This is a genomic window from Cupriavidus sp. H18C1 (assembly GCF_049311595.1).
Classification (GTDB): Bacteria; Pseudomonadota; Gammaproteobacteria; order Burkholderiales; family Burkholderiaceae; genus Cupriavidus; species Cupriavidus cauae.
Genome location: NZ_CP186008.1, coordinates 1,018,825 through 1,031,857, shown reverse-complemented (window position 1 = coordinate 1,031,857; position 13,033 = coordinate 1,018,825). Strand labels below are relative to the sequence as shown.

Genomic DNA, 13,033 nt, shown 5'->3' with positions numbered 1-13,033 from the left:
CGCAAGCGGGCTTTTTTTACGCCCATGAAGATCTCGCCCCTTATCCGCCAGCTGCGCGCGTGGTGCCCGACCTTCGGCAAGAACGTAGCCGGAGGCCTCGAGTTCGAGGTGATGCGCGACAGCGTGCAACTGCCGATGCCATCGGCCTGGGTGGTCATGACAGACGACGACCCGGGTGAGAACCAGTCCGACAACGTCATCCGGCAGGCGATCGTCGACGCCTTTGACGTGGTGGTGGCAGTCAGGACTACCGACGAGCGCGGCCAAGCCGCCGCCGACCCGCTGCATGACATTCGCGCCGAGCTGCTGCGCGCGCTGGTGGGCTGGGAGCCGATGCCTGGCTACGAGCCGATCCAGTACGCCGGCGGCCAGCTGCTGCTGATCAACCGCGATCGCGTGCTGTACCGCTTCCGCTTCGAGTCCGAGTGGACGCTCGGCGGCGGCGATACGCCCGAGACCTTCCAGGAGGTCGAGCTGGCGGGTCTGCCGCCGTTGGCTGGCCTCGATGTCGAGGTCGACGCGATCGACCCGATGGCCGATCCGAACCTCAGTAAGCCCGGTCCGGACGGCCGGATTGAAACCGTGCTCCGCGTGGAGCTTGACCAAGGAAACGCATGACGACTGACCGCAAGCAGGTCCACGTGAAGCCCGCCCCGGGCCGCGTGGTGCTGGACCCCGAGCGAGGCGACGATCTGCCCGCCGCGGGCCGGCTGGTGGCGCGCTCGACGTACTGGGTGCGCCGTATTCAGGACAACGACGTGATCGTCGGCGAGCCGCCGGCGCCGGCCGACACCGCGAAGGCGGCCAAGGCTGCCGTCGCTGACAAGGGAGCGAAGTAATGCCCGTGAGCTTCAATCAGATCCCGAACGACCAGCGCGTGCCGCTGTTTTACGCCGAGGTCGACAACTCGCAGGCCGGTGGCGGCTCGACCGCGATGCGCCGGCTGATCATCGGGCAGGTGAACGACGACGCGACCGGCGAGGTCGGCAAGCTGGTGCTGACCAGCCGGCTCTCCGACGCCGTGGCGATTGCTGGCGACGGCTCGATGCTGGCGGCGATGCTGGCCAAGTTCCGCCTGGGCGACCCGATGGGCCAGATCTGGTGTCTGCCCTTCAAGGTCACCGCAGGTGCCGCGGCGGCCGGCAAGTTCGCCATCGCCGGCACGGCGACCGAGGCCGGCGTGCTGTCGGCCTATGTGGCCGGGCGCCGGCTGCGGGTGTCGGTGACCAGCGGCATGACGGCTGAAGAGGCCGCCACGGCGCTCGCCGCCGCCATCAACGCCGCGTTCAACATGCCGGCCAAGGCGGCGGCGCTGGCCGGCGAGGTCACGGTGACCTGCAAATGGAAGGGCGCCACCGGCAACGACATCAAGCTGCAGATGAACCGCGCCGGCCTGGTCAATGGCGAACGGACGCCGGCGGGCCTGACTGTGACCACCACGGCGATGGCCGGCGGCGCCGGCAGCCCGGACATGGACGTGGTGCTGGCCGCGGTGGGCGACGAGGAGTTCGAGTTCGTCTGCCATCCGTTCACCGACACCGCCAGCCTCGATGCCTTCGCGCTCTGGATGAACGACATCAGCGGTCGCTGGGCGTGGTCGGCGCAGCTGTACGGGCACTGCTATACCGCGATCCGCGGCGCGGTCGGCGAGCTGGTGGCGGCGGGGCGCCTGCGCAACGATCCGCACATGACCATGGAAGGCTTCGAGCTGGACGTGGCCACGCCGGTGTGGGAGCACGCTGCGGCCTTTACCGCGCGCCAGGCGGTCTTTATCTCGGCGGACGTGGCGCGGCCCACGCAGACCGGCGAGCTGGTCGGCGTCGACGCCGCGCCGGCCGGTGCGCGTTTCATGCTCAACGAGCGGCAAACGCTGCTGTCGTCCGGCATCGCCACCACCACGGCTGCGGATGGCACCGTGCGGATCGAGCGCGCGATCACCACCTATCAGCGCAACGCCTACGGCCAGCCGGACGACTCGTACCTGGACAGCGAGACGATGCATACCACCGCGTATGTCATTCGTTTCCTGCGCCAGCGAATCACGTCGAAGTTCGGACGCCACAAGCTGGCCGACGACGGCACGCAGTTCGGTGAAGGCCAGGCGATCGTCACGCCCAAGACCATCCGCGCCGAGCTGATCGCCGCCTACATGGAGCTCGAGCGCGCGGGCATCGTCGAGAACAGCGAGCTGTTCGCGCAATACCTGGTGGTCGAGCGCAGCCAGGACAACGCCAACCGGGTCAACGTGCTGTTCCCGCCCGACTACGTCAACCAGCTGCGCATCTTCGCGCTGCTCAACCAGTTCCGGCTGCAGTACCCGGCCGAGGCTGCGGCTTAACGCCGTACCCGATGCAACCCTCGCGGCCCGCCCTCTGGCGGGCCGCATCGCTTTCAGGAGACCGCTATGGGTCAAAAGATTGCCGGCACCGTCTATGTCAAGGCGGACGGCGAGCAGTTCGATTCGATGGGCGCCTTCGAGGCGCCCATCAGCAAGTACAAGCGCGAAAGCCTGCGCCCGGGCAAGTTCAAGGAAGAAGACCTCGTTCCCTACGTCAAGGGCGATGTGGCATTCACCCGCAACTTCCCGATCAAGAAGCTGCAGGACGCCATCAACATGACGGTGACGGTCGAATTCAAGAACGGCAAGACCTACATCCTGACCGGCGCCTACGTGGTCGGCGAGCCCGCCCACAACAGCGACGACGGCAAGGTCGCGCTCGAGTTCAACGGCGTGGAGGGCGTGTGGCAATGAGCACCACTTTCCCCCCTGAGCAAGCCGATCGAGGCGCACAAGGAAACCCTGCACGAACTGGTGCTGCGGGAGCCGACACCGGAGGACGCGCGCGCGGTCAAGGCGATCCCGTACTGGGTCGCCGCGGACGATGCGGTGCAGCTGAACCCGACCGCCGCGCATGCCTACATCGTGCGCCTCGCTGGCATCCCGCCGTCGTCGGTCGACCAGATCGACATCGGCGACTTCAACAAACTGTGCTGGGTGATCGCCGGTTTTTCTTGAAAAGGCCTCGTAGACTGCGACGAGTTGATCGACGCGGTCTACGAGGTCGCGCGCTTTCACCGCATCGACCCGGAGGTCGAAATGACCCGGCCGCTGAGCATCGTGGTCGAGCATTTCGACCAGGCCCAGCGGCTGGTGCGGCTCGAGCGTGGTGCCGACCCGGAGTAATCCATGGCTGACAAGTTCCAGCTCAAGGCGCTGATCACCGGCGTCGACAAGCTGTCGCCGGCGCTGGCCGGCATCCGCAAGAACGTCGCGGGGTTTCGCAAGGCCCTCAAGGCCGATGGCCTGGGTGACCTGTCGTTCCGCGACGTGATTCAGGGCGGAGCGCTGGCCGCGCCGGTGGTGGCGGCCACCCGGGCGGCGATCGACTTCGAGTCGGCCATGGCGGACGTGCGTAAGGTGGTCGATTTCGAGACGCCGGCACAGTTCAAGGAAATGGGCGACGAAATCCTCGGTATGTCCAAGCGCCTGCCGATGGCGGCCAAGGACATCGCGGCGATCACCGCGGCCGGCGGCCAGGCCGGCATCGCGCGCGATGAGCTGCCACGCTTCACCGAGGACGCGGTCAAGATGGGCGTGGCCTTCGACCAGTCGGCCGATCAGGCCGGCGACATGATGGCCAAGTGGCGCACCGCCTTCAAGCTCGGCCAGGACCAGGTGGTGGCGCTGGCCGACCAGATCAACTACCTGGGCAACACCGGGCCGGCCAACGCGCGCCAGATCTCCGAAATCGTCACGCGCATTGGTCCGCTCGGGGAGGTTGCCGGGCTGGCCGCCGGCCAGATTGCGGCGATGGGTGCCACGCTGGCCGGCATGGGCGTCGGCGAGGAGATCGCCGCCACCGGCATGAAGAACTTCATGCTGGCGCTGACGGCCGGCACCTCGGCGACCAAGGAACAGCAGGCCACCTTCAAGGCGCTGCGACTTGACTCCAAGCAGCTGGCCACCGCCATGCAGAAGGATGCGGAGGGCACCGTCATGAGGGTGCTGACCGCCATCAGCAAGGTCGACAAGGACAAGCAGGCTGCGGTGCTCGACGGCCTGTTCGGCAAGGAGTCGATCGGCGCGATCGCGCCGCTGCTGACCAACATGGATCTGCTGCGGCAAAACTTCCGCAAGGTCGGCGACGCGACCGCCTACGCCGGCTCCATGAGCAAGGAGTACGAGGCGAGGGCGGCCACCACCGCCAACGCCTTGCAGTTGATGCGCAACCGCGCCGCGGCAGTGGGCATCGCGGTCGGCAACATCCTGCTGCCGCCGCTCAATGACTTCCTTGCCTTTGCCGGGCCGCTGGTGGACGGGATGTCCGACTTCGCCGCGGCCAATCCGGAGGTGATCAAGGGCGTGCTGGGCGTGGCCGTGGGCCTGGGCGTGCTCAAGCTGGCGGTGGTCGGCGTGACGACCGCCATGCGGGTCTTCAACGCGGTGACCGGCCTGTCGCCGATCGGCATCGCCGTCCGCGTGATCGCCGGCGCGGCCGGCCTGCTGATCGCCAACTGGTCGGCCGTGGCGCCGTTCTTCGCATCGGTGTGGGGGGGCATCAAGGGCGCGGCCGAAACGGCCTGGGGCTGGATTCGCGGCGCCCTAAATTTCACGCCGCTCGGCCTGATCATCAACAACTGGGGCTCGCTCACCGAGTTCTTCGGCGCGCTGTGGGACACGGTGCGCGCGCTGACGGCGGTGGCATGGGACGGCGTCAAGGCGCTGATCCTGAGCTACACGCCGCTGGGCTGGATCGTGTCGAACTGGGAGCCCATCGTGGACTGGTTCCGCGGCCTGTGGGACCGCGTGCGGCCCTACATCGAGCCGCTGATGAGCGGCGCGCAGTGGGTTGGGCAGAAGGTCGGAGCGTTCTTCGGCGGGGGGCAGACCGACGGCGGCACCGCCGGCGCCGACGGCAACGACGGGGGCGGCGGCCAGCCTGCGCGCGGTGTCACGGCGGCGGTTGGCACTGGCCTGCGCGCCGGCACGCAGCGGCTGCGGGACTGGTCGGCCTCGCTGTCGGCCCAATCCGCGCAGACCCAGCAGCTGCGCGGCGACATGGTGGTGCGCTTCGAGGGCGCGCCGCCGGGCACGCGGGTCGATCCCGGCACCACCAATCAGCCGGGGCTGACGATCACGCCGCGCGTCGGCTATCGCTCGCTGGCGGCGAGCTAATTCCAACGGAGGTATCACAGTGAGCTGGCGCGATGCATTGCGCCCGGGCTCGTTTCGCGGCGTGCCGTTCGAGGTCGAGGTCGACAAGGTGCCGGTCGGCCGACGGACGGTCACGCACGAATACCCGGGTAAGGACCGCCCCTATGTCGAGGACATGGGGCGGGTGACACGGGAGCACAAGGTCACCGCGTTCGTGATCGGGCCGGACTGCCTCGAGCAGCGTGACGCGCTGCTCAAGGCGCTGGAAACGGAGGGGCCGGGCGAGCTGGTGCATCCCTGGCTCGGCACGCTGCGCGTGACGGCTGGCGTGGGCGAAATGATCCACGCCTACGACGAGGGCGGGATGGTCCGCTTCGAGCTGACCTTCACCGAGTCGCCCGAACTGACCTATCCGGCCGGGGTGGCGAACACCGGCAAGCTGGCCGCGGCCAGCGGCGCCAACCTGCTCGACAGCGCGATGTCGCGTTACAGCACGGCGCTGAGCTACATCAACCTGGCGCAGACCACGGCCGGGCAGTTGATCAAGGGCGTGCAGGGGATTCTGGATGTGGTGCAGGAGTATGCCGCGCCGATCTATTCCGTCCTGGGCACGGTGCAGAACCTGGCCGGCCTGCTGGTCAATGCGCCCGGCGACCTGATCGGCATCATCCGCGGCGTGTTCGCCAGTGCCGGCGGCGCGCTGCACAGCTTCGACGGCTTCTCGCTGGGCATTGGCAGTCTGCTCGGCAAGACCGAGGCGGTGCGCCGGCTGGCCGAGATCCCGGCGCCGCAGGGGCAGGAGGCCGCTGCGCTGCAGCTGGCCGCCGTCACGCTGCTGCAGGACGTGATCCTGGCCGACACGGTGATCGAGGCCGGCGAGATCCCGATCGTGACCCCGGCGCCGGCGCCGGCCGCGGTACCGGCGGTCGAGGTGCAGGTACTGCAGCCGATCGCGTTGCCCGACACGCCGGTGGCCGACGACGTGCTCGAACTGCGGGAGACCGTGACCGAGGCGCTGTGGACGCAGACGCTGACCGCGCCGCAGTCGCACTTCCAGGCGCTGACCGAGGCGCGCATCCAGACCGGACGCCATCTGCTGGCGGTGGCGCGGCAGGGCGTGCGCCTGGTCACGGTCACGCCGGCGCAGCCGATGCCCTCGCTGGTGCTGGCGTATGGCCGCTATGGCGACGCCACCCGCGCGGCCGAGGTGGTCGCGCGCAACCGCGTCGCGCATCCTGGCTTCGTGCCCGCGGCGCCGCTGCAGGTGGCCGCGTCATGAGCGGCGCCAGCGAAGTGACCCTGACGGTCAACGGCCTGGACTTTGCCGGCTGGAAGGAGGTGCGCATCGGCGCCGGCATCGAGCGCCAGGCGCGCGACTTCGAGGTCGGCATCACCTGGCGCTTTCCCGGCGGCGGCGAGCGGCCGCGCCAGATCCGGCAAGGTGACCGGGGCGAGATCCGCATCGGCAGTGAGCTGGTGCTGACCGGCTACGTGTTCGCCACGCCGGTCAGCTGGGACGCCGACCGCATCACCACCTCGATCGCCGGCCGCTCGCTGACAGCCGACCTGGTCGACTGCAGCGCCATCAACCAGCCTGGCCAGTGGCGCAATCAGCCGGTGCGCCGGATCGTGGAGGCGCTGGCGTCGCCCTACGGCGTCACGGTGACCAGCGAACTGGCTGACGGGACGGCGCTGGCCGATCACACCATCCAGCCCGGCGAGACCGCCTTTGAGTCGATCGACCGGCTGCTGCGCGTGTCGCAGCTGCTCTCGACCGACGACGAGCGTGGGCGCCTGGTGATCGCGCGGCCCGGCAGCGCCGGGCGCGCCGTCGATGCACTCGAGCGCGGCAAGAACGTGCTCAGCGGCAAGGTGCCGCTCGACTTTGCCGACGTGTTCTCCGAGTACGTCAGCAAGGGCCAGCGCGCCGGCAACGATCAGGTGTTCGGCCTCGCCGCCAGCGAGGTCGAGGCGCGCGTCGCCGACACGCGCATCGGGCGCAAACGCGTGCTGGTGCTGCACGAGAGCGGCCAGACCACGCCGGCGCTGTCGCGGCGGCGCGTGGCGTGGGAGCGCGAGAACCGCATCAGCAAGGCGCTCAAGGCGACCTACGTGGTGCAGGGCTGGCGTCAGTCCAATGGCGCGCTGTGGCGCCACAACCAGGTGGTGCGCGTGATCGACCCGCTGGTCGGCTTCGATCGCGACATGCTGATCGTCGAGATCGAATACAGCCTGTCGGAGGTGGCCGGCACGCTGACCACGCTGACCGTGGCGCCGCCGGACGGCTACGAGGCCGAGCCGCCCGAGCCGGGCAAGAAGCGCCGCATCAAGAAGGGCAAGGGCAAGGACGACTTCGTCTACCTGCTGCCCGAAGATTGGGAGAAACAGTGATGTCCGCAATCAGTCAGCGGGTGGTCGGCATGATCGCTCGCGGCGTGGTGGCGCTGGCCGACGCGCAGCGCAAGCTGCAGACGCTGCAGCTGCGCCTGACCGCCCAGGAGGTCAAGGACGGCGTGGAGCATTTCGAGCCGTACGGATACACCAGCTGCCCGCACGACGGTGCCGAGGCGCTGGTGCTGTTCCCGAGCGGCGATCGCAGCCACGCCGTGACGGTCTGCGTCACCGATCGCCGGTATCGCCATCTTGGCCTGAAGCCCGGCGAGGTCGCCATCTACACCGACGAGGGCGACAAGCTGGTCATGAGGCGCGGGCGCATCGTCGAGCTGACTACGCGCATCTTCCGGGTCAACGCGTCGGAGCGGGTCGAGCTCAATACGCCGCAGGTCGTCGCGTCGGACGCGGTCGTGTCGCAGGGGCCGCTGACCGCGCAGGACGGGCTCGCCGTCGCGGGCGGCGGCGACGCCGCGATCACCGTGGCCGGCACCGTCGCCGTGTCCGACGACGTGGTCGCCGGCGGCAAGAGCGTGGTGCACCACCGCCATCCGGAGACGGGTGGCATCACGGACGAGCCGGTATGACGACGACCCTAAGCGCAGATGAGGCGCTGCTCTATCGCGCGGTGGTGATCAGCCTGTTCACTTGGCGGCGCGCCGAGCCCGACGATCCGCTCGATGACGACCAGCGCATGGGCTGGTGGGGCGACAGCTTCCCCCGCCATCGCCGGCGATCGGATCGGCTCGCGGCTGTGGCTGCTGCGCCGGCGCACGATCACGCCCGAGGTGCTGCGCCTCGCCGTCGACTACGCCCACGAGGCGCTGCGCTGGATGGTCGAGGACGACCTGGTGGCGCGCGTGGCGGTGCAGTCTTTCAACACCGTGCGCGGGCGCTTGGACCTGCTGGTGACGCTGTACGACGACGCCGGCGCCACGCTCGCGCAATTCAACTTCAACGACCTTTGGCAGATCGCCCATGCCGTTTGATACTCCGACCCTTCCGAAACTGATCGAGCGCACCGACGCGGATCTGGCGGGCGCCACCGAGCGGGTGTTGCGCCGCTCCGACCAGATCGTGCTGGGCCGCGTGCACGCCGGCGCCGCGCACGAACTGCACGGCTATCTTGCCTTCGTCGCCAAGCAGATCCTGCCGGACGAGTGCGAGGAAGACATGCTGGTGCGCCTGGCCAAGTTCCGCCTGAAGGTGCCGCGGCGCGAAGCGGTGGCGGCGACCGGACCCATCACGGTCGTCGGTCAGGTCGGCGCCGTGATCGACCAGACCGTGGTGCTGCAGTATGCCGACGGCCGACGCTATGTCGTGAAGGCCCCGGTGACACTGACGGCCGCGCAGGCAACCGTGACGGTGAGCGCTGTCGAGCCCGGCGTGGCCGGCAACCTGCCCGCCGGTGCCGCGCTCGAGCTGGTGTCGCCGGTGCTCGGCATCGCGCCGAATGCGACGGTGCTGGCGCCCGGCATCACCGGTGGCACCGAACAGGAAAGCATCGAGGCGTTGCGCCAGCGCGTGATCCGGTCCTACCGCATCGTGCCGGACGGCGGGAATGCGGACGACTACGAGACCTGGGCGACTGAGGTGGCGGGCATCACGCGCGCCTGGTGCCGGCGCCACTATATGGGCCTCGGCACGGTCGGCGTGTTCGTGATGCGCGACGACGACCCCGACCCCATCCCCCAGCCAGGCATCGCTCGATGCCGTCCGGGACCACATCGAGGCCGAGCGCCCGGTCACGGCGGAGCTCTATGTGCTGGCGCCCAAGGCCAAGCCGCTGCACTTTCAGATCCGTCTCTCGCCCGACACCTCCGCGACACGCGCGGCGGTGGAGAAGAGCCTGCGCGATCTGATCAAGCGCGAGGGCGATCTCGGCGTGACCGTGCTGCGCACCCATCTGGCCGAGGCAATTAGCCAGGCGGCCGGGGAGAACGACCACGAGCTGATCGCGCCGGCGGCGAACGTCGGGCTGGCGCCAAACGAGATCCCGACCTTCGGGAGCGTGGCATGGCTGTGAGGACCGACAGCGACTACCGGGAAATGCTGGCGGCGCTGCTGCCGCCCGGCCCGGCCTGGGAGCCGGAACAGGCGCCGGCAGTGCACCGGGTGCTGGCCGGCCTGGCCCCCCGAGTTCGCCCGCATCGACGCACGGGCCAATGACCTGCTCAACGAGATGGACCCGCTGACGGTGCGCGAACTGGTGCCCGATTGGGAGCGGGTGATGGGCTTGCCCGATCCGTGCCTGGGACCGGCACAGAGTTTCGAGGAGCGGCAGAAGGCAGTCCGGCGCCGGCATGTGGCGGTGGGTGGCCAGCGGATCGCGTACTTCCTCGAGCTCGCGCGCGAGCTCGGTTATCCCCATGCCCGGATCACCGAGCACCGGGCGCCGCGCTATGGCCGCAGCCGCTTCGGCGTGGCGCGCTTCGGCACCTGGGGGCAGCAGTACGTATGGACCGTCCACCTTGGCCAGCGCCTGGCAGTCGGGCGCCGGTGGGGTGTGTCGGTATGGGGCGAGCGCTTCGGCGCCAACCCCGGCGAAGGCGTGGAATGCGTGTTTCGCCGGCACGCGCCGGCACACACCTTGGTGTTATTCGATTACGGAGATTGATAGATGGATTACCCGAAAAGCGTCCCCAACGTCGGGCTCGTGAACGGCAAGTTCGTGGACGAGAACGCCGCCGAAGGGACGGTCGGCTCGCTGATCCCCAGTGCCTGGGGCAATGCGATCACGGAGGAGGTGCTCAATGTCATCCGCACCGCGGGTCTGGAGCCCAAGGAGGCGGAGCTCAACCAGTTGGCACAGGCCATCGCCGTGCTGGGTCAGGGCCGGCTGGTGCGGATCTCGGTCTATGCGATCGTGGGCGGTCAGCAGCAGGTGTCCGTCAATGGAGGCGCCTTCACGGCGGCCGGCGCAAGCGTCTTCAATCCGCTGGCAAGCACGGCGTTTGTCGATGTCGAGGCGGTGGGCGGCGGTGGCGGAGGGGGTGGCGCGCGCGCGACGGGCACCGGCCAGATCTCGATCGGCGCCGGCGGCGGCGGCGGGGCCTACGGTCGCGGCCGTTACACCAAGGCCGCGGCCACGGGCATCGCCGTGACGGTCGGTGCTGCCGGTGCCGGCGGCAATGGCGCCAATGGCGCGAGCGGCGGCACCACGTCGTTCGGCTCGCTGCTGAGCGCGCCAGGCGGCGCGGGTGGCCAGACGCTCGGCCCGAGCGCACCGCCGCTGTACGCGGTCTGCGGGCAGAGCTCCGCGGCGAGCGGCGGCTACATCAACGCGGCTGGCACGCGCGGCTTTACGCATATGGGCGTGTCGGAGGTGTCGACCTTCGACGGCGAGGGCGGTGGAAGCCATTTCGGTGGCGGCGCGGCGCGCTCGGCCAGCACCAACGGCTACAGCATCACCACGCCGGGCGCCGGCGGCGGTGGCACGTCGAACATTTCCAACATGCCGGTGCGCATCGGCGGTAGCGGCGCGCCCGGACTGTTGATTGTCAGGGAGTATGTGTAATGCGGGAATACGCACGAATCTATGCGGGGGAGGTGGCCGAGCTGTTCGCCACCGATGGCGACATCGGCGAGATGTTCCATCCGGATCTGAAATGGGTGGACATCACCGGCGCCAGTCCGAAGCCCGAAGTGGGCTGGACCTACGACGGCGCCGTGTTCGGCCCGCCGCCCGGCCCGACACCGGAGGAAATCCTGGTGGCGAACACCACGACACGTGATGCGCTGCTGCGCGAGGCCGGCATCCGGATCGCCCCGCTGCAGGATGCCGTCGACCTGGGCATGGCCACTGCCGAGGAGGAATCGCAGCTGCTGGCCTGGAAGCAGTACCGCGTCGCTCTCAACCGGCTGGATCTGACGCAAAACCCGGTGACCTGGCCGGCGCCGCCGGCCTGATCGCGGAACCAACACATGCCGCCTTCGGGCGGCTTTCTTTTGCCCGCCGCGCGCGGGCTTTTTTATTGACGGGGTCAAGGGATGTCGGAACCGATTAGCGGCGGTGCCGCGGCGGCAGCGGGTGGGGCGGCGGCTTTCAAAGCCATTGGCGGGGCGGCGGGCGTCGCGGCCGGCGCCAGCGGTCTGGCCGCGTTCGTGGTCATGCTGATGATGCGACCGCGCACCCGCGGCGAGTGGGCGGCGGCGCTGATCTCGACGTTGGTGTCGAGCATTGGCGGCGGTGCGGCCGTGGTGCAGCACTTCGGGCTGCAGAGCTGGACCGCCGACTACATCGGCCTGGTTGCGCTGTTCGGCCTGGTGTTCGCCTGCGGGCTGCCCGGCTGGGCGATCGTGCGCTGGGTGTTCAACTACATCAACCGGCGTGCCGATGCGGGCATCGATGATATCTACGCCGACATGCGCAAGGGGCTGGGGCAATGATCGACGCTGCCAAGCTGCGGGCCATCATGCCCTACGCCGGCGCGCGTGCCGACGTGTTCGCGCTGCCGCTGGTCGCCGCCATGGATGCTTTCACGATCAATACGCCGGAGCGTGCGGCCGCGTTCCTGGCGCAGGTGGGGCACGAGTCGGACCAGCTGCGCCATGTGCGCGAGATCTGGGGGCCGACGCCGGCGCAGCGCCGCTATGAGGGGCGCGCCGACCTCGGCAACACCGAGCCTGGCGACGGCAAGCGGTTCATGGGGCGGGGGGTTGATCCAGATCACCGGCCGCAAGAACTACCTGCTGTGCGGGTTCGCCCTGGAACTCGATCTGCTGGCGCGCCCCGAGCTGCTCGAGCAGCCGGTGGCGGCCGCCGCCTCGGCGGCATGGTACTGGCACCACCGGAATCTGAACCGGTTTGCCGATGCCGGCGATTTCGTCGGCCTGACGCGCGCCATCAACGGAGGCACCAACGGCCTGGCCGATCGGCGGGCGCTGTGGGCTCGCGCAAAGACGATGCTGGAGGTGCAGCCATGATCGCGCTGGCCACCACGTTGGCGGCGCTGCCCTGGCGCCGCATTGCGCTGGCGGCGGCAGCTGCCGCGCTCGTCGCAGCAGGCTGGACGGCCAACGGCTGGCGCAAGGACCGTGAACTGGAGCAGCTGCGCCGTGGCTATATCGAGGAACGGCTCGCCCAGGAAGCGGCGAAGGTTGGCGCGCTCGGCGATGTCCGTCGCGAAGAGCAGCGCCGGGTGTTCGAACAAGCGGAGATTTCGAATGCTGCAAAGAAGGAAGCCGACAAGGCGCGCGCTGATGCTCGTGCCGCTGATGCTGTTGCTGGCCGGCTGCGCCAGCGTGTTGCCGACTTGGTCGCCGCCAGCCGCAACGGCGGCGACCCCGCCGCTACCGGCGGAAGCTCGGCAGCCGGCGATCCCATCGGAGTGCTTGCCGACGTGCTCGGCCGGTGTGACCGCCGAGCGGGAATCTTGGCTGAATTTGCTGACAGTGCCCACGTCGCAGGGAGCGCATGCGAACGTGCCTACGGCGCGCTAGTACAGCAAGCCAAGAAGGGACCCGAGGCTTTTCCTTAAACCGATT

The 13,033-nt window shown here is 69.1% G+C and carries 17 protein-coding genes and 4 pseudogenes; all 21 read left to right on the top strand.

Annotated elements, in window-relative coordinates; all coding sequences use genetic code 11:
• Positions 1 to 24 precede the first annotated feature (24 nt).
• Positions 25 to 618 carry a phage tail terminator protein gene (locus OJJOAM_RS04885; protein WP_422649045.1) on the top strand — a complete coding sequence of 198 codons (594 nt, stop codon included), beginning with the start codon at positions 25 to 27 and terminating at the stop codon, positions 616 to 618.
• Complete coding sequence (locus OJJOAM_RS04880; protein WP_422649044.1) at positions 615 to 839, top strand: DUF2635 domain-containing protein; 225 nt, start codon at positions 615 to 617, stop codon at positions 837 to 839. Before OJJOAM_RS04885 ends, OJJOAM_RS04880 begins: the two co-directional genes overlap by 4 nt.
• Positions 839 to 2,338 carry a phage tail sheath subtilisin-like domain-containing protein gene (locus tag OJJOAM_RS04875; RefSeq protein ID WP_422649043.1) on the top strand — a complete coding sequence of 500 codons (1,500 nt, stop codon included), beginning with the start codon at positions 839 to 841 and terminating at the stop codon, positions 2,336 to 2,338. The genes OJJOAM_RS04880 and OJJOAM_RS04875 overlap by 1 nt, the downstream gene beginning before the upstream one ends.
• 66 nt (positions 2,339 to 2,404) lie before the next feature.
• Positions 2,405 to 2,752, top strand: a complete 348-nt coding sequence (locus tag OJJOAM_RS04870) for a phage tail tube protein (RefSeq protein WP_422649042.1) — start codon at positions 2,405 to 2,407, stop codon at positions 2,750 to 2,752.
• Between the two features lie 60 nt (positions 2,753 to 2,812).
• The gene (locus OJJOAM_RS04865) at positions 2,813 to 3,016 is read left to right on the top strand and encodes a phage tail assembly protein (protein ID WP_422649041.1); all 204 of its coding nucleotides are present in this window, start codon (positions 2,813 to 2,815) and stop codon (positions 3,014 to 3,016) included.
• 24 nt (positions 3,017 to 3,040) lie between these two features.
• On the top strand, positions 3,041 to 3,184 hold the full coding sequence (locus OJJOAM_RS04860) for a hypothetical protein (RefSeq protein WP_422649040.1): 144 nt from the start codon (positions 3,041 to 3,043) through the stop codon (positions 3,182 to 3,184).
• A 3-nt stretch (positions 3,185 to 3,187) separates the two neighbouring features.
• Complete coding sequence (locus tag OJJOAM_RS04855) at positions 3,188 to 5,176, top strand: phage tail tape measure protein (RefSeq protein WP_422649039.1); 1,989 nt, start codon at positions 3,188 to 3,190, stop codon at positions 5,174 to 5,176.
• Positions 5,177 to 5,195: 19 nt separating this feature from the next.
• Positions 5,196 to 6,434: a DNA circularization protein gene (locus OJJOAM_RS04850; protein WP_422649038.1), complete on the top strand. Its 1,239-nt coding sequence runs from the start codon at positions 5,196 to 5,198 to the stop codon at positions 6,432 to 6,434.
• Complete coding sequence (locus tag OJJOAM_RS04845; RefSeq protein ID WP_422649037.1) at positions 6,431 to 7,546, top strand: phage baseplate assembly protein; 1,116 nt, start codon at positions 6,431 to 6,433, stop codon at positions 7,544 to 7,546. The genes OJJOAM_RS04850 and OJJOAM_RS04845 overlap by 4 nt, the downstream gene beginning before the upstream one ends.
• Entirely contained in the window at positions 7,546 to 8,133 is a 588-nt protein-coding gene (locus OJJOAM_RS04840) for a phage baseplate assembly protein V (protein WP_422649036.1), read from the top strand. The genes OJJOAM_RS04845 and OJJOAM_RS04840 overlap by 1 nt, the downstream gene beginning before the upstream one ends.
• Positions 8,130 to 8,535, top strand: a pseudogene (locus OJJOAM_RS04835) (phage GP46 family protein). The gene OJJOAM_RS04840 and the pseudogene OJJOAM_RS04835 overlap by 4 nt, the downstream one beginning before the upstream one ends.
• A pseudogene (locus OJJOAM_RS04830) lies at positions 8,525 to 9,181 on the top strand (baseplate J/gp47 family protein); the annotation flags it as partial. The pseudogenes OJJOAM_RS04835 and OJJOAM_RS04830, both read left to right, overlap by 11 nt.
• 91 nt (positions 9,182 to 9,272) lie before the next feature.
• Positions 9,273 to 9,401 (top strand): annotated as a pseudogene (locus OJJOAM_RS04825) (baseplate J/gp47 family protein); the annotation flags it as partial.
• Between the two features lie 30 nt (positions 9,402 to 9,431).
• Positions 9,432 to 9,572 (top strand): hypothetical protein, encoded by a 141-nt coding sequence (locus OJJOAM_RS04820; protein ID WP_422649035.1) that lies wholly within the window; start codon positions 9,432 to 9,434, stop codon positions 9,570 to 9,572.
• Positions 9,563 to 9,715, top strand: a complete 153-nt coding sequence (locus OJJOAM_RS04815; protein WP_422649034.1) for a hypothetical protein — start codon at positions 9,563 to 9,565, stop codon at positions 9,713 to 9,715. Before OJJOAM_RS04820 ends, OJJOAM_RS04815 begins: the two co-directional genes overlap by 10 nt.
• The gene (locus OJJOAM_RS04810; RefSeq protein WP_422649495.1) at positions 9,696 to 10,163 is read left to right on the top strand and encodes a YmfQ family protein; all 468 of its coding nucleotides are present in this window, start codon (positions 9,696 to 9,698) and stop codon (positions 10,161 to 10,163) included. The genes OJJOAM_RS04815 and OJJOAM_RS04810 overlap by 20 nt, the downstream gene beginning before the upstream one ends.
• Positions 10,164 to 10,166: 3 nt before the next feature.
• Positions 10,167 to 11,063: a hypothetical protein gene (locus OJJOAM_RS04805; protein WP_422649033.1), complete on the top strand. Its 897-nt coding sequence runs from the start codon at positions 10,167 to 10,169 to the stop codon at positions 11,061 to 11,063.
• Positions 11,064 to 11,095: 32 nt separating this feature from the next.
• Positions 11,096 to 11,455, top strand: a complete 360-nt coding sequence (locus OJJOAM_RS04800) for a tail fiber assembly protein (protein WP_422649032.1) — start codon at positions 11,096 to 11,098, stop codon at positions 11,453 to 11,455.
• A 201-nt stretch (positions 11,456 to 11,656) separates the two neighbouring features.
• Positions 11,657 to 11,935, top strand: a complete 279-nt coding sequence (locus OJJOAM_RS04795; RefSeq protein WP_422649031.1) for a hypothetical protein — start codon at positions 11,657 to 11,659, stop codon at positions 11,933 to 11,935.
• Positions 11,932 to 12,472 (top strand): annotated as a pseudogene (locus OJJOAM_RS04790) (glycoside hydrolase family 19 protein). Before OJJOAM_RS04795 ends, OJJOAM_RS04790 begins: the two are co-directional and overlap by 4 nt.
• The gene (locus OJJOAM_RS04785; protein WP_422649030.1) at positions 12,469 to 13,026 is read left to right on the top strand and encodes a DUF2514 family protein; all 558 of its coding nucleotides are present in this window, start codon (positions 12,469 to 12,471) and stop codon (positions 13,024 to 13,026) included. Before OJJOAM_RS04790 ends, OJJOAM_RS04785 begins: the two are co-directional and overlap by 4 nt.
• Positions 13,027 to 13,033: the final 7 nt, after the last annotated feature.

Excerpts from the sequence above, each read along its gene's own strand:
- OJJOAM_RS04885 (WP_422649045.1), top strand. The coding sequence starts at position 25 with ATGAAGATCTCGCCCCTTATCCGCCAGCTGCGCGCGTGGTGCCCGACC.
- OJJOAM_RS04880 (WP_422649044.1), top strand. The coding sequence starts at position 615 with ATGACGACTGACCGCAAGCAGGTCCACGTGAAGCCCGCCCCGGGCCGC.
- OJJOAM_RS04875 (WP_422649043.1), top strand. The coding sequence starts at position 839 with ATGCCCGTGAGCTTCAATCAGATCCCGAACGACCAGCGCGTGCCGCTG.
- OJJOAM_RS04870 (WP_422649042.1), top strand. The coding sequence starts at position 2,405 with ATGGGTCAAAAGATTGCCGGCACCGTCTATGTCAAGGCGGACGGCGAG.
- OJJOAM_RS04855 (WP_422649039.1), top strand. The coding sequence starts at position 3,188 with ATGGCTGACAAGTTCCAGCTCAAGGCGCTGATCACCGGCGTCGACAAG.
- OJJOAM_RS04845 (WP_422649037.1), top strand. The coding sequence starts at position 6,431 with ATGAGCGGCGCCAGCGAAGTGACCCTGACGGTCAACGGCCTGGACTTT.
- OJJOAM_RS04840 (WP_422649036.1), top strand. The coding sequence starts at position 7,546 with ATGTCCGCAATCAGTCAGCGGGTGGTCGGCATGATCGCTCGCGGCGTG.
- OJJOAM_RS04815 (WP_422649034.1), top strand. The coding sequence starts at position 9,563 with ATGGCTGTGAGGACCGACAGCGACTACCGGGAAATGCTGGCGGCGCTG.
- OJJOAM_RS04805 (WP_422649033.1), top strand. The coding sequence starts at position 10,167 with ATGGATTACCCGAAAAGCGTCCCCAACGTCGGGCTCGTGAACGGCAAG.
- OJJOAM_RS04795 (WP_422649031.1), top strand. The coding sequence starts at position 11,657 with ATGCTGATGATGCGACCGCGCACCCGCGGCGAGTGGGCGGCGGCGCTG.
- OJJOAM_RS04785 (WP_422649030.1), top strand. The coding sequence starts at position 12,469 with ATGATCGCGCTGGCCACCACGTTGGCGGCGCTGCCCTGGCGCCGCATT.